Annotated in this window: 17 protein-coding genes; 11 read left to right on the forward strand and 6 right to left on the reverse strand. The window is 70.0% G+C overall.

The window, feature by feature from the left end:
- Positions 1 to 5 precede the first annotated feature (5 nt).
- The 3 genes from HUW46_RS13625 (at position 6) to HUW46_RS13635 (ending at position 2159) form a co-directional block, all read left to right on the forward strand.
- Positions 6 to 332, forward strand: coding sequence for a hypothetical protein (locus tag HUW46_RS13625; protein WP_215547620.1), 327 nt, complete (start codon positions 6 to 8; stop codon positions 330 to 332).
- Complete coding sequence (locus HUW46_RS13630) at positions 257 to 1645, forward strand: alpha/beta hydrolase (RefSeq protein WP_215547621.1); 1389 nt, start codon at positions 257 to 259, stop codon at positions 1643 to 1645. The genes HUW46_RS13625 and HUW46_RS13630 overlap by 76 nt, the downstream gene beginning before the upstream one ends.
- A gap of 148 nt (positions 1646 to 1793) precedes the next feature.
- Positions 1794 to 2159, forward strand: coding sequence for a hypothetical protein (locus HUW46_RS13635; protein WP_215547622.1), 366 nt, complete (start codon positions 1794 to 1796; stop codon positions 2157 to 2159).
- Positions 2160 to 2362: 203 nt separating this feature from the next.
- On the opposite strand, the gene HUW46_RS13640 is transcribed toward HUW46_RS13635, so the two are convergent.
- On the reverse strand, positions 2363 to 3535 hold the full coding sequence (locus HUW46_RS13640) for an acyl-CoA dehydrogenase family protein (protein ID WP_215547623.1): 1173 nt from the start codon (positions 3533 to 3535) through the stop codon (positions 2363 to 2365).
- 93 nt (positions 3536 to 3628) lie between these two features.
- On the opposite strand from HUW46_RS13640, the gene HUW46_RS13645 reads away from it, so the two are divergent.
- Entirely contained in the window at positions 3629 to 5296 is a 1668-nt protein-coding gene (locus tag HUW46_RS13645) for a class I adenylate-forming enzyme family protein (protein ID WP_215547624.1), read from the forward strand.
- Positions 5297 to 5356: 60 nt separating this feature from the next.
- Here the strand turns inward: HUW46_RS13645 and purE are convergent, their stop codons facing one another.
- Genes purE through HUW46_RS13670 form a run of 5 tightly spaced genes read right to left on the reverse strand, consistent with a single transcriptional unit; the run spans position 5357 to position 10570 of the window.
- A complete protein-coding gene (purE, locus tag HUW46_RS13650) occupies positions 5357 to 5854 on the reverse strand; it encodes a 5-(carboxyamino)imidazole ribonucleotide mutase (RefSeq protein ID WP_215547625.1) in 498 nt (165 codons plus the stop codon).
- Positions 5855 to 5885: 31 nt separating this feature from the next.
- The gene (locus HUW46_RS13655; protein WP_215547626.1) at positions 5886 to 7070 is read right to left on the reverse strand and encodes a 5-(carboxyamino)imidazole ribonucleotide synthase; all 1185 of its coding nucleotides are present in this window, start codon (positions 7068 to 7070) and stop codon (positions 5886 to 5888) included.
- 12 nt (positions 7071 to 7082) lie between these two features.
- Complete coding sequence (locus HUW46_RS13660) at positions 7083 to 8315, reverse strand: glycosyltransferase 87 family protein (protein ID WP_215547627.1); 1233 nt, start codon at positions 8313 to 8315, stop codon at positions 7083 to 7085.
- Positions 8290 to 9654: a glycosyltransferase 87 family protein gene (locus HUW46_RS13665; protein ID WP_215547628.1), complete on the reverse strand. Its 1365-nt coding sequence runs from the start codon at positions 9652 to 9654 to the stop codon at positions 8290 to 8292. Before HUW46_RS13665 ends, HUW46_RS13660 begins: the two co-directional genes overlap by 26 nt.
- A gap of 46 nt (positions 9655 to 9700) precedes the next feature.
- Positions 9701 to 10570 carry a GGDEF domain-containing protein gene (locus HUW46_RS13670; protein WP_442860932.1) on the reverse strand — a complete coding sequence of 290 codons (870 nt, stop codon included), beginning with the start codon at positions 10568 to 10570 and terminating at the stop codon, positions 9701 to 9703.
- A gap of 234 nt (positions 10571 to 10804) precedes the next feature.
- Here HUW46_RS13670 and HUW46_RS13675 point away from each other — a divergent pair, with 234 nt between their 5' ends.
- The 7 genes from HUW46_RS13675 to HUW46_RS13705 all read left to right on the forward strand — a co-directional run bounded on the left by HUW46_RS13675 (position 10805) and on the right by HUW46_RS13705 (position 19937).
- Entirely contained in the window at positions 10805 to 13159 is a 2355-nt protein-coding gene (locus HUW46_RS13675; RefSeq protein ID WP_215547629.1) for a sigma-70 family RNA polymerase sigma factor, read from the forward strand.
- Between the two features lie 34 nt (positions 13160 to 13193).
- Positions 13194 to 13724 (forward strand): GtrA family protein, encoded by a 531-nt coding sequence (locus tag HUW46_RS13680; protein WP_215549853.1) that lies wholly within the window; start codon positions 13194 to 13196, stop codon positions 13722 to 13724.
- Positions 13725 to 13782: 58 nt separating this feature from the next.
- Positions 13783 to 14328: a GtrA family protein gene (locus tag HUW46_RS13685; protein ID WP_215547630.1), complete on the forward strand. Its 546-nt coding sequence runs from the start codon at positions 13783 to 13785 to the stop codon at positions 14326 to 14328.
- Positions 14329 to 14600: 272 nt separating this feature from the next.
- Positions 14601 to 15989 carry an MFS transporter gene (locus HUW46_RS13690; protein ID WP_215547631.1) on the forward strand — a complete coding sequence of 463 codons (1389 nt, stop codon included), beginning with the start codon at positions 14601 to 14603 and terminating at the stop codon, positions 15987 to 15989.
- Positions 15986 to 16849 (forward strand): SDR family oxidoreductase, encoded by an 864-nt coding sequence (locus HUW46_RS13695; protein ID WP_215547632.1) that lies wholly within the window; start codon positions 15986 to 15988, stop codon positions 16847 to 16849. The genes HUW46_RS13690 and HUW46_RS13695 overlap by 4 nt, the downstream gene beginning before the upstream one ends.
- 167 nt (positions 16850 to 17016) lie before the next feature.
- Positions 17017 to 19287, forward strand: coding sequence for a sensor histidine kinase (locus HUW46_RS13700; protein WP_215547633.1), 2271 nt, complete (start codon positions 17017 to 17019; stop codon positions 19285 to 19287).
- Positions 19284 to 19937: a response regulator gene (locus HUW46_RS13705; RefSeq protein WP_215547634.1), complete on the forward strand. Its 654-nt coding sequence runs from the start codon at positions 19284 to 19286 to the stop codon at positions 19935 to 19937. The genes HUW46_RS13700 and HUW46_RS13705 overlap by 4 nt, the downstream gene beginning before the upstream one ends.
- Positions 19938 to 19964: the final 27 nt, after the last annotated feature.

A 19964-nucleotide genomic window follows, 5' to 3' on the forward strand; every position in this document is an offset into this window, starting at 1 on the left:
TCACGGTGGGCGAGGTGAAGCGCTGGAACCCGGGTGCTCTCAACGGAATCGCGTCCGCGATCCAACAGCGTGAGCAAGTGTTGATCCACTCCGGAGACGACTACGGCAAGATCCTTCCGGTGGACGGCTGGGAAGGATCCGCCGCCGACACCGCGGTCTCATCGCATAAGAACTTGATGGACCAGATCGAAACCCTCGCGGCGGGGGCGAGCGTGGTGTGCAAGGCATTGATGCAGGCATCGGACGCGATCCCCGCGTGCAGGACGCGATCCACGGCGCGGAGGAGTTGGCGCACCGTTACGACTACATCGTCGGCGACGATGGCAGCGTGACCGACACATTCGCGGGTAAGGAGCCGCCCCCGGAGATGCATCCCGAAGACCGCGCCCGCGCGCACGACCAGGTGGTGGCGGATCTTCAGCAGGCCGCCCGAACCGCCGAAGACATCGACAACGACCTGGCAACGGTGTTCGACCGGGCCGCGCAAGGCGGGTTCAGCCCTGGTGGCGCGACCACTGTCGCCGCGGCCGCGGCGACAGGCGCGGCCGACCTGGGACTCACCCTGCCGCCACCGCCACCGGATGCGACCCCGGCACAGAACGCTGCGTGGTGGGCAACCCTGTCCCCTGCGGGCAAAGCGCTCTACCTCCAGGGCAACCCCGAACAGGTAGGCAGCCTCGACGGGCTGCCTGCGACTGCCCGCAACGACGCGAACCACATTGTGTTGGACCGCACGCGGGCGGGGTTGCTCGACGAACGAGCGACCCTGGAGCAGGAGTTGAAACGGTACCAGGGCGCCCCACTCGCGCTCCAGCAACCGCTGTTCGCCCGCATCGACAAGATCGACAAGCTCGTCGCGGGAATCGACCAGATCACCCAGCGGGTAGACCATCCCCGACCAGGACAGCCCCCGGCGTACATTCTTGGTATCGACTCGAAAAACGCTGGTCACGCGATCATCGCGGTGGGCAACCCGGACACCTCGTCCAACGTGGCGACCTACGTACCCGGCACCACTGCGGGACTCGACGGCGTCAACACGGACATCTACCGTGCGGACGCGATGGCTGCCAGCGCAGGACGCGCTGGTTCTCCGTCCACTTCGGTGATCATGTGGGCGGGGTATGACGCACCGCAGGATCTCGGTGAGGCGGCCAGCACCAGCTACGCCGACAAGGCCGAACCCAGCCTGCACCGCTTTCAAGAAGGACTCAACGCCAGCCACTCACCGGAGCCGATGACCAAGACCGTCCTTGGCCACAGCTACGGCACCACCGTCGTCGGACAGACTGCCCGAGACATGGGTTTGAGCGCAGACCGCCTGGTCATGGTCGCCAGCCCCGGTATCGGCGTCGAACACGCCCGCGACCTCAAACTCGACGGTGTACCGAGTGACCAGGTCGGTGATCGGTTGTACTCGACCGAGGCAGCCACCGATCCGATTCCACTCGCGACAAACTTCCGCAGCCCGGCCACGGACAACGTCGACCCCTTGGGGCCGGATCCCACAATGCCGTGGTTCGGCGGGCACAGTTTCGAGTCCGACCCAGGCAGCCCAATCTCATCACACGGCGACTACTGGAATCGAGATTCACGTTCCCTGCGCTCCATAGGGTCCCTCATCGCAGGAGGCCGGCCGAATTGATCATCAGAACGGGAATTGCTATGCACAAGCGGGCTAAGCTAGCCGCCACGATCACCGTTGTCGTTTCTCTTTTGACGGGCTGCGGAGGTAGCATGGAACCGGAAAAACGGCAACCCTGGCCGAAGTCCAAGAAATTCTACGCAAGGACATGCTCGCAGCCGCGACTGCTACCTTCCCACCCGGCTACAAGCTGACGGAAACACCACCGCAGCCGCAGAATTACACCGATCCCTCGGGAAAGGAAGACGGCAGGCAGAACATCGGGCTCAACTTCTGGGTGGACGGCGTCGACAACGCGAAAACGGACTCATATTTCGACGCGTTCAAGGCATGGTGGAACACTCACGGGTGGTCCGTTCGGACCGACAGCCGACCGAACGACACATTCATCAACGCGAAGCGCGACGAATACGGTATGAGCCTGGAGACGACAAGGACAGCAGAAAAACGGATTTCGATCGGCGGAAGCACTCCGTGGGTATGGCCCAACGGCACGCCAGAACCATCACGATGAGCTGGCCGCGTGGCGAACAAGTTGCCCCATGCGCCACAGCGCATGCGAATGGGTACCGCCTGTCACTTCACTGCTAAGGCCCGCGGCGGAGGCTGCTGCCCAACTCCTTCGACCGAGCCACGCTGGCGCCAGCAACAGCCGACGACAGCGAACCGTAGGAGATTACGTTATGCGCCCGCAGAAGCACGGCGGCAACCAGAAAGTCAGCCCTTCAGCAACGCTCGGGCCATCACCATGCGCTGGATCTGGTTGGTGCCTTCGTAGATCTGGGTGATCTTCGCGTCGCGCATCATGCGTTCCACCGGGAAGTCCCGCGTGTAGCCCGCGCCGCCGAAGAGCTGTACGGCGTCGGTGGTCACGGACATCGCGATGTCGGAGGCGTACGACTTGGCGGCCGAGGCCATGAAGCCCGCGCGCTTGTCACCGCGTTCGGTCGCGGCGGCGGAGGCGTAGACGAGGTGCCGCGCCGCTTCGATCTTGGTGCCCATGTCGGCGAGCATGAACTGCACGCCCTGGAACTCGCCGATCGCCTTCCCGAACTGCTTGCGCTCCTTCACGTAGGCGACCGCGGCGTCGAGCGCGCCCTGTGCGATGCCCAGTGCCTGCGCGCCGATGGTGGGGCGCGTGTGGTCCAGTGTGCGCAGTGCGGTCTTCAGGCCGGTGCCGGGCTCGCCGATGATCCGGTCGGCGGGGATCTCGCAGTTCTCGAAGTGGATCTCGCGGGTCGGCGAGCCCTTGATGCCGAGTTTGCGCTCCTTCGGGCCCACCGAGAAGCCGGGGTCGTCCTTGTGCACGGCGAACGCGGAGATCCCGTTCGCCTTCTTCTCCGCTTCGGGGTCCGTCACGGCCATCACCGTGTACCAGGTGGACTCGCCCGCGTTCGTGATCCACGCCTTGGTGCCGTTCAGCACCCACGAGCCGCCTTCGAGGCGGGCCCGCGTGCGCATCGACGCGGTGTCCGAACCGGCCTCGCGCTCCGAAAGCGCGTACGACGCCGAGGCCTCGCCCGACGCGATGGACGGCAGCACGAGCTTCTTCACCTGGTCCGAAGCGGACAGCAGGATCGGCTGGGTGCCCAGCTTGTTCACCGCGGGGATCAGCGAGGCCGACGCGTCGACGCGGGCGACTTCTTCGATCACCACGCACGCCGCGATCGCGTCCGCGCCCTGGCCCTCGTACTCCTCGGGGATGTGCACGGCGTTGAAACCGGCCTTGACCAGCGCGTCGCGCGCCTCGGCCGGGTACCGCTCCTGCTCGTCGACCTCGGCCGCGAACGGCGCGATCTCCTTCTCCGCCAGCGCGCGCACGGCAGCCCGCAGCTCCTCGTGCTCCTCGCCAAGCTGGTAAAGACCGGGACCGTCCGACACCTTCAACACCTCTCCACGCGATACAGGGGCTTCCCGCGATGTTAGCGCTCGTTTACCACACGGTGCTTGTGTCGTCCGCCGCATTCTTCGTACCGTGCAGTGATGCCGATCACTGATCGCCCCTGGCCGACCGGTTTCCCCACCACCCTCGACTACCCCGAAGTCCCGGTCGGCTCGGTACTGGCCGGCGCCGCGCACCGCTTCCGCGATCGCACGGCCTTCAGTCACGGCACCCGCCACCTCACCTTCAGCGAACTCGGCCGCGCCGCCCGCCGGTTCGCGAACGCGCTGGCCGCGCACGGTGTCGGGCACGGCGACGTGGTCGCGGTGGCGATGCCGAACCGCCTCGCCTACCCGGTCGCCTACTTCGGCACGCTGCTGTCCGGCGCGACGTTCAGCCCGGTCAACCCGCTGCTCCCCGCCGACGACCTCGCCGCGCAGCTCGCCGACTGCGGCGCGGTCGCCGCGATCGCGTCAGCACCGGCGGCGAGCGCGCTGGCGTCGCGGCTCGACCGCACCCGCGTCGAACTGGTGGTGGTGTCCGAACCGGACGGTGCGCCCCTTCCGGGGCACGTCGAGTTCGCCGCCTTCCACGCCGAAGCCCCCGACACGGCGCCTGCCGTGGAGTTCGATCCGCGCACCACGCTGGCGCATCTCGCCTACACCGGCGGCACCACGGGCCGGTCGAAGGGCGTGTGCCTGCCGCACCGGAACGTGGTGGTCAACGCGCTGCAGTTCGCCTGCTGGCAGACCGGCTCGCTGCCGTCGAAGGACGAGCACGGCCACGTGGTGCTCGACCAGATCGGCAGCGCGGGCGAATGGCCGATCCGGCTGGGCACCGGGACCGCGATCAACCTGACGCCGTGGTTCCACGCGATGGGCACGATCGGCGCGCTGAACATCCCGCTGCTCACCGGGACCACGGTCGTCCTCCACGACCGGCTCGACCCGAGCGCCTACCTCGCCGCGTGCGAGCGGCTTCGCGTCACTTCGATCGGTGGCGCGCCCGCGTTGTTCACGGCGCTGATCGCGGACCCTTCGTGGCCGGCGCGCGACCTGTCCTCGGTGCGGATGATCACCAGCGGCGCCGCGCCGCTGGCGCACGACGTGATCACCACGCTCGCGGGCCGCTGCCCGGGTGCGGTGATCGCGGAGGGGTACGGGCTGACCGAGGTCACCATGGGCGCGGTGTCGTCGCCGGTGTTCCGCTCCGGGCTCCGCAAGGTCGGCTCGGTCGGCGTGCCGTTGTTCGACACCGAGGTGCGGATCGCGGACGAGCACGGCGACCCGGTGCCCGCCGGTGAGCGCGGCGAGGTGTGCGTGCGAGGGCCGCAGGTGATGTCCGGCTACCTCAACCGTCCACAAGAGACGGCCGACGCGCTGCGGGACGGCTGGCTGCACACCGGCGACGTCGGCGTGCTCGACGACGACGGCATGCTGTCCATTGTGGACCGCATCAAGGACATGCTGATCTACAAGGGGTACAACGTGTACCCGCGCGAGCTGGAGGAACTGCTCATGGCCATGCCGGAGGTCAGCGGCGCCGCCGTGGTCGGCAGGCCGAGCTCGGAGTACGGCGAGCTGGCGGTGGCGTTCGTGGTGCGCGCGCCAGGCCACGACGACGTCACCGAAGCGGGGCTGATGGCCGAGGTGAACGAGAAATTGGTGCCGTACAAGCGACTTCGCGAGCTTCGGTTCGTCGAGCAGATCCCGGTGTCCGCCGCGGGCAAGATCCTGAAGCGCGCGCTGCGGGACCAGCTCACGCCCTGAAGGTGGCTTTCGGGGCATCTACCGCCCCGAAAGCCACTTTCGGGGCAGGGGAAAGGCGCGCTACTCCGCGACGCGGGAGCGCAGGGCGGCGTCCTTGGTCAGGACAAGCTCGGCGAGATCCGCTTGGAACTGGGCCATTTTGGCGCGCAGGGACTCGTCACCGGCGGCGAGGATCCGCACCGCGAGCAGCCCGGCGTTGCGCGCGCCGCCAACCGAAACGGTGGCGACCGGGACCCCGGCGGGCATCTGCACGATCGACAGCAGGGAGTCCATGCCGTCCAGGTACTTCAGCGGCACCGGCACGCCGATCACCGGCAGCACGGTCGCCGAGGCCACCATGCCGGGCAGGTGCGCCGCGCCGCCCGCGCCCGCGATGATCGCCGACAGGCCCCGTTCCGCCGCGGACGTCGCGTAGTCCAGCATGCGCTGCGGCGTGCGGTGCGCCGAGTACACGCCGACCTCGTAGGACACCTCGAACTCGTCGAGCGCCTTCGCCGCGGCTTCCAGCACCGGCCAGTCGGAGTCGCTGCCCATGATCAGGCCAACCTTCGGCGCCATCGCCATCCTTTCCAGACAGTCTAAAGTGGACTCAGTGGATTTCGTGGCCGTCACGCCATTCGGCGTGCGAAAGCCAGTGCGCCGCCAGTGTCGCGCGCTCGCGGAGCCGTTCGACGCCGCTGCCGGTGAAGTTGACGTGCCCGAGCTTGCGGCCGGGGCGCTCGCCCTTGCCGTAGAGGTGCACGCGCGCGTCCGGGTAGCGCGCGAACAGGTGGTGCAGGCGCTCGTCCGGGCTCATGTCCGGGGTTTCGGGCGCGCCGAGCACGTTCGCCATCACGCACACCGGCGCCATCAGATCGGTCGCGCCGAGCGGGTAGTCGAGCACCGCGCGCAGGTGCTGCTCGAACTGGGAGGTCCGCGCGCCGTCCATGGTCCAGTGCCCGGAGTTGTGCGGGCGCATGGCCAATTCGTTGACCACGAGCCCGTCCTCGGTCTCGAACAGCTCGACGGCCAGCACGCCGACGACGCCGAGTTCCGCCGCCGCGCGCAGGGCGAGGTCCTGCGCCTCGTGCATGAGATCCGCGGACAGGCCCGGCGCGGGCGCGAGCACCTCGGTGTTGATGCCGTCGCGTTGCACGGTTTCCACCACCGGCCACGCGGCGCCCTGCCCGAACGGCGAGCGCGCCACCAGCGCGGACAGCTCGCGCCGCATCGCGACCTTCGTCTCGACGAGCAGCGGGGTGCCCGCCGCCAGGAGTTCGCCGACGAGTTCGCGCGCCTGGTCCGCGGAGTCGAGCATCCACACGCCGCGGCCGTCGTACCCGCCGCGCGCGGCCTTGAGCACCACGGGCCAGCCGTGCTCGTCGCCGAACTTCAGCACGTCGTCCGCGGAAGTCACCTCGGCGAAGGGCGGGCCCGGGAAACCCAGCTCCGACAACCGCTTGCGCATCACGAGCTTGTCCTGCGCGTGCAGCAGGGCCTCGGGGCCAGGGCGCACCACGACGCCGTCGGCGACGAGCGCGCGCAGGTGCTCGCCGGGCACGTGCTCGTGGTCGAAGGTCAGCACGTCGACGTGCTTGGCGAAGGAGCGCAGCGCGTCGAGATCGGTGTGGTGGCCGTAGACCACTTCACCGGCGACGAGTCCAGCCGAGTCGTTTTCGCCCGCGGCGAGCACGCGCAACGACTGTCCTAACGCGATCGCGGACTGGTGCGTCATCCTGGCCAGCTGGCCGCCGCCCACCATGCCCACCACGGGGAGACCGGTTCGAGTATCCATAGCGCGAGCAGACTAACCGGAGGCCGCGGCGTCGCCCTGCGGGTGTGGCGCGAGCGCGGGCTCGGTCACACGGTCGCGCCGCAGCTCGACGGCCGCCGCGACGAGCAGGCCCGCGGCGGCCGTGACCACGTAGGCGTTTCCGAGCACCACGAGCGCGGCGTTCCAGTGGAACTCGGTGTCCCCGCCGTTCGGGATGAACATGAGCAGCGCGCTGAGGTAGAAGGCGGCGACGACCGCGCCCTGCCACACGCGGCCCTTCGCCAGCAGGAGCACTACGAGGGGCACGGACCACACCCAGTGGTGCGACCACGAAACCGGCGACGCGACCAGCCCGAGGAACGCGGTGACCGCGAGCGCGGCGAGCGCTTCGCCGCGCCGGGCGAGCCGCCACACGAGCCAGGCCGCCGGGATCGCGAGCACCGCGGCGATCGCCAGCGCAAGCGTTTGCGACCAGGGCGCCTGGGCGGAAGCCCTGGTGATCATGCCGTTGAGCGACTGGTTGAAGCTCCAGTACACGCTGCCGATGCGGCTCGGGTCGAACGCGGAGACCGTCCAGTAGCGCGCGGCGTCGCCCGGCATCAGCGGGAACATCACGCCCTGCAGCACGGCGAAGGTCGCGATCGAGCGCACGCCGTCGCGCCAGCGGCCGGTGAGGAACAGGTGCGGCACGAAGATCAACGGGGTCAGCTTGATCGCGCCAGCGACGCCGATCAGCACGCCGCCCCACCGCGAACCGCGCGCGGAAACCACGAGCACGTCCAGCACGACGAAGGCCATCAGGACCAGGTTGATCTGGCCGAGCTGGATCGTCTTCCACACCGGCTCGAAGCCCAGCGCGAGCACCGTGACACCGATCAGCACCGGTACCGAAGTGAGCCGGGAATCCCGCACCGACCTGGCGCACACGCGCACCACGACGGCGAGGGAAAGCACCGAGACCGCGGCGAGAATGCCCCAGGTCAGCCCCTCGGGAACGATCGTGAGGGGAACGAAGAGCAGTGCCGCGGCGGGCGAGTAGGTGAACGGCAGCGCCACCCACGACGGCAGCGTCGGCAGCCGCCATGCGCTGTAAACCTCTTCGCCGCGCAGGAAGGTCAGCGCGCCCGCGCGGTAGACGCCGCTGTCCGCGCCGAGATGCGCGCCGGTGAACCACACGACGAGCCCGCCCGCGAGTGCGAGTGCGACCAGTGCGCCCGCCGCCCACGACCAGGCGCGGCGGTCACTTCGCCGGGGCCGCGTCGACATGCTCGTCCGATGGCGGCTCGGCTGGGGCGGCGGCACGGCGCCTGCGCAGGATCAGCCAGCGCACCGTGAGCACGGCGGCGAGCACGAGCGGCATCAGCAGGTAGGCGTTGCCGAGCACGTTCTGCCAGAACACCCAGTGCAGCTCGATGTTGCGGCCGTTCGGCATCGCGAGCAGGACGCAGCTGACGAACACCGCGATCACCGCGATCGCACCGGCCCAGCGCCGCCACGCCGTGGCCGGGGTGGTCTGCGGCAGCCGCGAGATCAGCAGCACGATCAGCGGCACCGCCCACACCCAGTGGTGCGACCACGAAACCGGCGAGGCGAGCAGCACCCAGAACGCGGTCACCAGCAATGCGGCGAGCGGCTGGCCCTTGCGGTGGAAGCGCAGCATCAGCCAGATCGCGGGCACCGCGAGCACGAGCGCGAGCCCGATCGCGGCCGTCGACGACCACGGCGCGAGATCGGTGATGCGGTTGAGCATGCCGTTGAGCGACTGGTTGCCAGCCCAGTGCAACGGCCCGATCCGGCCGGTGTCCTTCAGCGTCTGCGTCCAGAAGCGCAGGGTCTGGCCGGGGATGATCGCGAACATCAGGCCCTGGAAGGCGACGAAGGTGCCCAGCGCGCGGAAGGCGTCCTTGACCTTGCCGGTGAACAGCAGGTGCGCGATGAACGGCAGCGGGGTCAGTTTCACCGCCGAGGCGATGCCGACGAGCACGCCGCCCCACCGCGAACCGCGCGCGGTGATGACCAGGACGTCGAGCACGACCATGGCCATCAGGATCAGGTTGATCTGGCCGAGGAAGATCGTCCGCCACACCGGTTCGAGGCCGAGGAACACCAGCGAGAAGACCAGCGTCGCGCGGGCGGGCGAGGCCCACCAGCGGGCGCCGCCGTCCTTCGGCGGCGGCAGCGAGCCGATCGCGATCCGCACCACGAGCGCCATCGCCAGCACGGAGACGGCGGTGAGCACGCCCCACGCGACCTGGATCGGCACCAGCGCCATCGGCACGAAGAACAACGCGGCCGACGGCGGGTAGGTGAACGGCAGCAGCGCCCACCACGGCTCGGTGGCGAGCGTGTTCGCGTCGTAGAGCGGGTCGCCGTGCAGCAGGGTGAGCGCGCCGGCGCGGTACACCGCGCTGTCCACCCCGATCCGCCAGTCCAGCAGCCACGCGACGACGCCGAACACGATGGCCAGCACCGGCACCGCGGCCAGCAGGAGCACCGACCGCGGCCGGGCGGACAGCCTCGCTAGCGACGCGCGCAGGGCCAGCCGGTGCGGTGCGCGCACCGTGGACTGGCCGTCGTTGACGGCGGTGGGGACGGACCGGCTCACCGGACTAGGAAATCACGGGACGCCCTACCCGTGTGCAAGGGACCGGTCAACCCCGGCCGAGGTCGTTGACGAGTTCGCACGCGGCGTCATGGGTCGCGGGCAGCCGGATGACTTTGATCCGGGGCTGCCCGACGTCGGCGAGCTGGGTGTCCACCGCCAGCCGTTCGTTCAGCTCGCGCCTCAGCAGCACCGCCCGCGCGGAGATCCGGCCGTCCTTCGGCACCAGCACGGCGACCGAAGACGGCCCGATGCAGGCGACGCTTTCCCCGCCGTCGAACACCGAGCGCAGCGCCTCCGAAGCCAGGATCATGCTGGTCAGGCGCTGCCAGCCGGTGACGCCGGAGAGGTCGATGGCGACCGCGAGCAGCAGGTGCCCGTCGGCGGCGCCGAGCCCGTCCCGCTCGGCCTGGCGGTAGATCTCGCCGAGCCGGGTCCGCAGGTAGGCCGCCGTCGGCAGGCCGGTCAGCGGGTCGACGACCTCGATCGCCGACAGCCGGTCCATCGCCACGTCCGCCCACGCGACCGCGGTCACTCTGAGCAACCGTGCCGGGGTGGCGTCCACGTCCGGCACCACGAAGCTGCCCTCGTTCGACAGCACCGCGTGCAACGCGGCCAGATCGGCCAGCGTTTCGGCGAGCCCGGCGCCACTGGCCGCCCTCGCCCTGGCCAGCCCGGCCAGTGACACCTCCGCCGAAGCCCCCTTCAGCACCGCCGCGCACACCGCGTCGACCTCGGGCAATCCCCAGTCGCTGGGGAACCGCCAGCCCGACGACAGGCTCGCCGTGCGCCAGCGCGCCCGCAGCGAGCGCAGCTCGCGGTCCCGCTCCTGCTGCTCAGGCTGCCGAGGCGCACCGACGACGGGTGCATCCGATGAAGACTCAGTAGAGCCCGACGACCCCGACGACGACAAGGCCACCCATCCCTTCCCTCATCGAACGCTTCCGGGGTAGGGACGGCACGCGGAGTTGATCGTGACGGGGTTTCGGCAACTCGGTGAACGAAGGCGGGTGAACCTGTTGCGCCCTCCGGGTCATCGCAGTACCCGTGACGTGACGTCACACTCATCGTCCGTCACACTGTTGCTCGCGCGAAGTCATAGGTGTGTGCGGCGAGGGAGACGCCGCGCGGACCTGCCAGACAGAGGAGACCCGTGTCCAGCGTTTCCGCCGAACCGACCGGCCAGAGCGACGCCGAGCTCATCGCGTCCGTGCGCGCTGGCACCATCGCCGCCTACGGGACCCTGTACGAGCGGCACGTGACGGCCGCGTACAACCTCGCCCGCCAGCTGTCGAGGTCCACCGCCGAGGCCGACGACCTGGTGTCGGACGCGTTCGCGAAGGTGCTCGACACGCTGCGCGCCGGCAAGGGCCCCGACAGCGCGTTCCGCGCCTACCTGCTCACCGCGCTGCGGCACACCGCGTACGACAAGACGCGCAAGGACCGCAGGATCGACCTCAACGAGGACATGTCGGAGCTGTCCAAGACGGGCGGCAAGGCGGGTGAGGCGCTGACCGTCCCGTTCTCGGACACCGCGGTCGCCGGGCTCGAGCGGACGATGGCGGCGAAGGCGTTCGCGCGGCTGCCCGAGCGCTGGCAGGCCGTGCTGTGGCACACCGAGATCGAACGGCAGTCGCCGGCCGAGGTCGCGCCGCTGCTCGGGCTGACCGCGAACGGTGTCTCCGCACTCGCCTACCGCGCGCGCGAGGGGCTGCGCCAGGCTTACCTGCAGGTACACCTCGCCGAGACCTCGGCCGAACGCTGCCGCGCGACCGCCGACCGGCTCGGCGCGTGGACCCGCGACGGACTGTCCAAACGGGAGCGCGCCCAGGTCGAGACGCATCTCGACGAATGCGACCGGTGCCGCGCGCTGGCCGCGGAACTCGCCGACGTCAACGGCGCGCTGCGCCTGATCATCGCCCCGATCGTGCTCGGCGGCGGGGTGCTCGGCTACCTCGCGGCCGCGGGCGCGGCCAAGGCGAGCGCGGCGACCGCGGGCGCGGCGGCGGGTGCCGTCGGCACCGCGGGTGCCGCGGGCGCGGCCAGTGGTGGCGGTGGTGGCGCCGCCGCCGGTGCGGCCGCGGCGGGCCCCCGCCAGTTCGTGGGTGTGGCCGCCGCCGGGGTCGCGATCGCCGCCGCGGTGGCCGCGGGCCTGGCCTCCGGCGGGACGCACGAGATCCCCGCCGCGATGGCGCAACCCGCACCGCCAGCGGCCCCGGCCGCTCCCCCGGCGCCGCCCGCGCCTCCTCCCGTCGTGCCTCCCGCACCTCCGGCGCCGCCTGCCCCGCCGCCCGCGGCCCCGGCTCCTCCTCCGCCGCCGCCCGCGGCTCCCGCGCCACCGCCGGTGCAGCCTCCCGCGCCCGCACCGGCGCCGAACCAGCCCGCGCCACCGCCGCCGAGCCAGCCCGCGCCGCCGCCGGAAGCGCCGAAGCCGCCCAAGGTGAGCGCGCACGGACCCACGGGCTCGATCGAACTGCAGCCCGGATCCGGGCCCGTCGACGTGCCGATCACGGTGCGCAACGACGGTGGCTCGGTGTCCGAACCGGTCGTCGTCACGCTGCCACTGCCCGACGGCGTCTCGTCGCTCGGATCCGGCGGCGGGGGCCAAGGTGGCGGCGGAGGTGCCGCCGCGGGCGGTGGTCCGCGCCTGATGGCGGGCTCGGGGCTCACCGTCGAATGCCCCGCCGGAGAAGGCACCGTGACCTGCAAGACCGAGCGCGGGCTCCAGCCCGGCGAAACGGCCGTGCTGACGTACCACCTCGTCGCCGACGAGCGCGCCAAGGCGGGCGAGATCGACGGCTCGGTCACCGCGGGCAGCCAGATCAAGGTGTCGGTCAAGGTCCAGGTCGCGGTGAAACCCGCACCGGACGAGCTTTCGCTGCGGGTGGAAACGGTGTGGAGCACCTCGTTGCCGTGGCTGCGCCGCTCGTGGATCAGCGTCGACGTCCGCAACCTCGGCCCCGCCGAACGCCCCGCGACGGTGACCGTCGACCGCAGCGCCCACCTGATCCTCGGCCACTGGGTCGCCTCGTGCACCGGCGGCAGCACCGTCACCTGCACCAGCAAGCACCCGCTGGACTCGCGCGAGCACCTGCGGCTGTGGTTCGAGCTGGACCACCGGCCCGCGCCCGGCACGGGCGTCACGGTGAGCGCCACGGTCGGCTCGGCGAACGCCTCGCGCACCGTGTACTTCGACTGCCACGGCCCGGTCTGCGACCCCTCGGCACCGGGCCTTCCGCCCGTCGTGCCGCCCAGCCTGCCGCCGACGATCCCGCCGACTTCGCCCAGCTCGCCGTCGCCGACTTCGCCGGACAGCAGCTCGAAGAAGCCGTCCACGAGCGTGCGGCCGACGAAGCCCGAGCCGCCCACCGGCGGCGGAACCCCGTGGGCGCCGGGGAAGCAGACGACCAGCACCGCGCCTCCGCCGTCGGACAAGCCGCGCTCGGACGTGCCCGAGAGCGCCGTCACCCCGTCGTCAAAGCCGTGGTGGGAACTGCCCTGGCTGTGACCACGCCGCCGGGGTGCGCGTAGCGTTCGGCCGCATGTGGGGTTCGCTGCGCGCACTGCCGGGGCCGGTCAAACGGCTGCTGATCCGCCACGGCGAACTCGCGCGTTTCGCGCTCGTCGGCGGGTTCTGCTTCGTGCTCACGCACGTCGTCGACTACGCGCTCAAGCTGACCGTGCTGACGAAGCAGCCGCTCACCGCGTTCGGGCTGGCGACCATCGTGGCGACCGTGGCGTCCTACGTGCTCAACCGCGAATGGGCCTTCCGCACCAGGGGCGGCCGCGAACGCCGGCACGAGGCGGCACTGTTCTTCCTGGTCAGCGCGATCTCGGTGGGGCTTTCCCTGGTGCCGCTGGGAATCTCCCGCTACGTGCTCGGCCTCGCCGTGCCGAACGTCGCGTTCCTCACGCAGGAAATCGCCGACTACGTGTCGAGCTTCCTGCTGGGCACCCTGCTCGGCACCGTGTTCCGCTGGTGGGGGTTCAAGAAATGGGTGTTCCCGGTCGATCGGGGCACCGTTCGCGAGCGCGACCACCATTACCCCGAAACGGACGAAAAGGCCGCCTGAACAGCGGTAACGGACGGGCCGGGCCGTTCACTCCGGCCGCCTCCGTAGACTCGGGACCGTGTCCGTCGTGGAATCCGTGCTGTCGCACACCCCCGAGCCGCTGCGCTCGGTGCTGATCCGGCACCGCGAGCTGCTCAAGTTCGCGATCGTCGGCGGCACGACGTTCGTGGTCGACAACGGCGTCTGGTACTTCCTCAAGCTGAGCGTGCTGGAGTCGAAACCGACCACGGCGAAGGCGATCGCGATCATCGTCGCGACGATCGTGTCGTACGTGCTGAACCGCGAGTGGTCGTTCCGGACCAGGGGCGGCCGCGAACGGCACCACGAGGCGGCACTGTTCTTCCTGGTCAGCGGGATCGCGGTGGTGGTGAACCTGATCCCGCTGCTCGCTTCGCGGTACGTGTTCAACCTGGAGATGCCGCACGTGTCCAGGCTGGTGCAGGAGATCGCCGACTTCGCGAGCGGCTCGATCATCGGCATGCTGCTGGCCATGGTGTTCCGGTTCTGGGGCTTCAAGAAGTGGGTGTTCCCCGAGGAGCTCGGCGGCAAGGCACCCGCGCCGGAGGACACCGGCGACGGCGATGTGACTCCACTTCAGCGATAGTTGCGCTTTCACATGTAGTTGTCTAACCTCATGCACGAGCGGGCGACCGCTCTTCCTGTCCACACGAAAGGGCCCTCGCGAAGAGGACCGGGACGCCAGCCGGGTTCGAACGGCTGAGTGCGACGAATCAGAGGTGATCGAAGGCCCCGACGGCCCAGCCGTCCGGTGAGCCTCGGCGAAACCGCCTGTCCGCAGGCGATGACGCACATCCGTTTCCAGCTCTTTTCCTGAAGAGCTGTCCCGTTTTTCTTCTCTTCGAAGGACCTTTCGCCTTGTCTTCTCCACCTGTGGCAGGCGTGCGCCCGAAGCACGCCAGGCCGGTTCTGCTCGGCCTTCTCCTGTCCGTTTTCCTCGCGATGCTGGACGCCCAAGTCGTCGCCACCGCGCTCCCCCGAATACTCACCGACCTCGGTGGCTCCGGGTTCGCTTGGATCACCACCGGTTACCTGCTCGCGAGCACGATCAGCGCGCCAGCGTACGGGAAGTTCGGTGACCAGTTCGGGCGCAAACCCGTGTTCGTCACCGCGATCGCGTTGTTCCTCGCCGGATCCGTGGCGTGCGCGATCGCTCCGACACTGCCGTTGCTCATCGCTTCCCGTGTGCTGCAAGGAATCGGCGCGGGCGGGTTGTTCGTTTCGGTCGTCTCGATTCTTTTCGACCTGTACCCGGGCCGGGAACGCGCTCGTGTGATGGGCTATTTCTCGGTGTGCTTCGCGATCGCCTCGCTCGCCGGGCCCGCGGTCGGCGGTCTCCTGACCGATCTGCTCGGCTGGCGTTCGATCTTCCTCGTCACCGTGCTGGCCGGCGCGCTCGCGCTCGCCGTCGTCGTGAAGTACTTGCGGCTGCCGAAACCGCGCGGACGCGCAGTACTCGATTGGCGCGGTCTGGTCCTGCTCAGCGGCGCGATCGGCGCACTGACCCTGCTCACGTCGTGGGCGGGCTCGCGGTACCCGTGGCTGTCGTGGCCGATCGGAGCACTGGCGATCGTCGCGATCGCCTGCGGTGCCGCGTTCGTCGCCGCCGAACGCCGTGCCCGTGAACCCGTTCTCCCGCTAGGGCTTTTTCGCGACGGCACGTTCCGCGTCGCGACTTCCGTCAGTGTCATCGCCGGATTCGTGTTCCTCGGCACGGTGAACTACCTGGCGCTGTTCGTGCAGGCGATCGGCGTCACCAGCGCCTCGGTGACCGGGCTCGTGCTCTCGCCGATGATGCTGGGCGTCGTCGCTTCGTCGATGCTCAGCAGCAGGCGCATCGCGAAAACCGGCTCCTACCACCGTTATCCGGCGGCCAGCATGGCACTCGGCGTCGTCTCGTGCGCACTATTGTCCACAATGGACGCCTCGGTGCCGTTGCCGCTCGTGGCCGGGACGCTCACCGTGTTCGGCCTCGCCGCGGGGCTGAACATGCAGGTGCTCGGGCTCGCCGCGCAGAACACCGCGCCGCCGCCGGACATCGGCGCGGTGTCCGGTGCGATCACCTTCCTGCGCTCGCTCGGTACCGCGGTCGGGATCTCGGTCTTCGGCTCGGTGTTCACCGCGACGCCCGACCACGTCACCGCGCTGCACCACGTGGCGCTCACCGCGGGCGCGCTGCTCGTGCTCGGTCTCGTCGTTTCCCTCTCCCTCAAGAACATTCCACTGTCCACAAAGGATCATTCATGACCATCCTCGTTTCCGGGGCCACCGGCAAGATCGGCCGCGAACTGGTGCCGCTGCTGCTCGACCGCGGTGAAGCGGTCCGCGCGCTCACCCGCGACCCCGCCTCGGCGAAGGTCGACCCGCGCGCCGAAGCCGTCAAGGCGGATCTCGACGACCCCGCCACCCTGCCGCCCGTGCTCGACGGCGTCGACGCGGTGTTCGTGCTGACGAACGGCCACCGCGGCGAAGGGCTCGCCCAGGAAACCCATCTCGCCACCGCCGCGGCGAAGGCGGGCGCGGCCCGGCTCGTCAAGCTCTCCACCACCGGCGTCCACTTCGGCGGCACCGACCGGATCTCGGCTGGCCACCGCGCCGCGGAGGAGGTGATCCGCGCGGCGGGACCGGCGTGGACGATCCTCCAGCCCGGCGGGTTCATGGACAACCGGCTCTGGTGGGCGAAGACCGCGCGCGAGGAGAACGCCGTCCACGTTTTCGAAGCCGAAGACGCCTCGGTGATGATCCACGCCCGCGACATCGCCGCGGTCGCCGCCGAAGCGCTCACCGCGCCCGGTCACGAGGGGCGGACCTACCCGCTCACCGGCGGCGAGGTCCTGACCCCGGCGGAGCAGGCCGCCACGCTGTCCGCGGCCGTCGGCAGGCGGCTCGACCTCGTCGTCGACACCGAGGCCGAGCTCTGGGCGCAGTTCCAGGCGAAGGGCTGGCCGCGGGAAAGCTTCGACGGCTTCGTCGCGTTGAAGCGCGGTTCCGTCGAACGGGAATCGATCGTGTTCGACACCGTCGAGACCCTCCTCGACAGGGCCCCGCTCACCTTCGCCACCTGGTGCACCGAAAACGCCCCCGCCTTCGGGCGGCGGGCAGCCTGACCGTCACCCTGAAGGTGGCTTTCGGGGACGTAGATGCCCCGAAAGCCACCTTCGGGGCATGCGGCCTGGCCCGAGAAAAAAGTCGTTAGGCCGTTCGGGTGTTGTCGTACCCGGCGGGCAGGCGAATTCGTTGGGCTGCCCAGGTTCGATACGACAGACTTCAACACGTGTTCAATTCGGGAGCCGCTCGACGAGCACCCCTCCTCTTCCTCCTGCTCACGCTGGGGTTCCTCGGCGTCGGCGTGGCCGGGGTCATCTGGCGCGCCGAAACGCCGGGCGACGGCACCACGGTCAACGTCGTCAGCGGCGCCGTCTCACGGGAAGGCGCCGTGGTCAGGGACACCGACGGCACCACGCCCTTGCGCACCGGCGACATCGTCCTAGCCATCGACGGGCAGAACATCCGCGACGCGCTCATCGGCGGTCCCGGCGGGAAGCCGGTCCACGGCGGCGAAGTCCTGCGCTACGACATCGTGCGCGACGGCGCCGCCCTTTCGCTCGACGTTCCGCTCCGGCAGTTCTCGGTCGGCGGGAATCTGGTCAAGGGCTGGCCTTCGCTGCTGGTGAACATCGCACTGCTGGGCACGGCGTCGGCGATCTTCGTCGCGCGCCCGCGCGATCCCGCGGCGCACGCCGGGATCCTCGCCTCCGGGATCGGTGTCGCGACGGTCGCCTGGTCCGGCTACTTCCAGCTGGAGGTGATCGACCTCGTCGCGGGCGACCAGTTCTGGCGCTGGTACGGCGGCCAGGCGATGTTCGCGCTGCTGTGGGCGGGCATGGTGCACTTCGCGCTCGCCTACCCCGAGGTCACCGATCGCCGCAGGCACCACAGGCTCGTCGCCGCCGCGTACGCCGGCTCGCTGCTCTCCTACGCGGTCCTCGCCGCCTTCGCCGGGCTGTTCGGCGAAGACCCGTTCGAGCGGCTTTCGATCATGGGTTCGCCCGCGATCCCGTCGTTGTATCTCTACCCGTTCATCGTGCTCTTGATCCTTGTCACGAAGTACGTGCGAGGCGAAGATCCGCTGCTGAGGAGGCGACTGCGATGGCTCGCGGCTTCCCTGTCCGGCGCGGCGGCGCTCTACCTCGGCATCTGGATAATTCCGACGGCCGTGACGGGAAGTCCGCCGGTGCCGATGGAATACCACACACTGGTCTTCCTGCCGGTGCCGATCGCGGTCGCGATGGCCATCCTGCGGCACCGCGCGCTCAACATCGACGTGGTGATCAGCAGATCGCTGGTCTACGCCACCTTGACCGTGCTGCTCGCCGGCGGTTACATCGGTGTGGTCGGCGCGCTCAGCGCGGTGTTCCCGCCGCTGGGCGGAATGTGGCAGCAGGCGATCGCGGCCGCCGCGCTCGCGCTGGCCGTGCAACCGCTGCGGGCCTGGGTGCAGCGGATGATCAACGTCAGGCTGTTCGGTGAACCCACCGACCCGTACCGGGTGGTGTCGTCGCTGGCGGCCCGCCTCGAAGAGATCGACACCCCTACGGAGCAACTGACCGCCATGGTGGAAACGATCGGCGCCGCGCTGCGATTGCCCTATGTGGCCATCGAACTCGATCGCGACGGCGGCACCGAGGAAGCCGCGGCCTACGGCACCCCGACGGCGTTGTCGCACCGGCTGCCCCTGACCTTCCAGGGGGAGTCGATCGGCAGGCTCGTCATCGCGCGCCGCAGCCCGCGGGAAACGCTGAGCCGCAAGGAAAGGGCCGTGCTCGCCGAGGTCGCCAGGCACGCGGGCACGGTCGCCCACACCGCGCGCCTGACCACCGACCTGCTGCGCAGCAGGGACAGGCTGGTGAGCGCGCGCGAAGAAGAACGGCGGCAGCTGCTGCGCGAACTGCACGACGGCGTCGGACCCACGCTCGCCGCGATCACGCTCGGCCTGCACGCGAGCAGGCGCGCGATCGGCGAGTCCGCGCCGTCCGCGATGCTGCTGGCGAAACTGCAGGACGCGCTCAACGGGGCAAGCACCGAGGTTCGCAGGCTCGCGCACGGGCTGCGGCCGCCCGCACTGGAAAAGCTCGGCCTCCGCGCGGCGATCGAGGACTACATCGGCACCATCGGGCACGCGCCGGGGCTCACCATTTCCTACGACGCGCCCGAGGAGCTCCCTGCCATGCCGCCCGCGGTCGACGTCGCCGCGTACCGGATCGTCTGCGAGTCGCTGACCAACGTGACACGGCACGCGAAGGCAAGCACGTGCGCGGTGGTCCTGAAGGCAGTCACTGAGCTGGAGATCGAAGTCAGCGACGACGGCATCGGGCTCGACGAGCACAGCGCGCCGGGGTTCGGGCTGGCGTCGATGCGCGAGCGCGCCACGGAACTCGGCGGCCGGTTCCGCGCCGCGCCCCGCCCCGGCGGCGGGACGACGGTGTCCGCGACACTGCCGCTGCCGGCGGAACTTCCCGGCCACGCGGTGGAAGGGGCTCGATGAGCGAAGACGGGATGCTCCGCGTTCTGGTGGTCGACGACCACCCCCTGTTCCGGTTCGGGGTGTGCACGATCCTCGCCGGGGAGCCGTCGATCGAAGTGGTCGGCGAAGCGGCGAACGGCGAGGGCGCGGTCAGCGCGACGGCGGCGCTGGCGCCGGACGTCGTGGTGATGGACCTCAACCTGCCCGATCTCAGCGGGGTGGACGCGACGAAGCGGATCGTCGCGGCGCGGCCGGAGACGGGTGTCCTGATGCTGACCATGTCGGACGAGAACGAGTCGGTGTTCGCGGCGATGCGCGCGGGGGCGCGCGGGTATCTGCTCAAGGACGCCGAGCCGGACGAGATCGTGCGCGCGGTGCGGGCGGTCGGGCGGCGCGAGGCGATCTTCGGTCCCGACATCGCCACCCGCGTGCTCGGATTCTTCACCGAGCCGCAACCGCAGGCGGCCCCCGCGTTCCCGGAACTGACCGCGCGCGAACGGGAAGTGCTCGGCCTGATCGCCGCGGGATCGAGCAACACGGTCATCGCGAGCACGCTGTGCCTTTCCCCGAAAACCGTGCGCAACCACATTTCCAACGTGTTCGCGAAACTGCGCGTCGCCGACCGCGCGGAAGCGATCGTGCGCGCCCGCAACGCCGGACTCGGTGACTGAACGGGCCGTTGGCCCCGCACCATCGGG

Origin of the sequence: Amycolatopsis sp. CA-230715 (assembly GCF_018736145.1) — a bacterium.
GTDB lineage: Bacteria > Actinomycetota > Actinomycetes > Mycobacteriales > Pseudonocardiaceae > Amycolatopsis.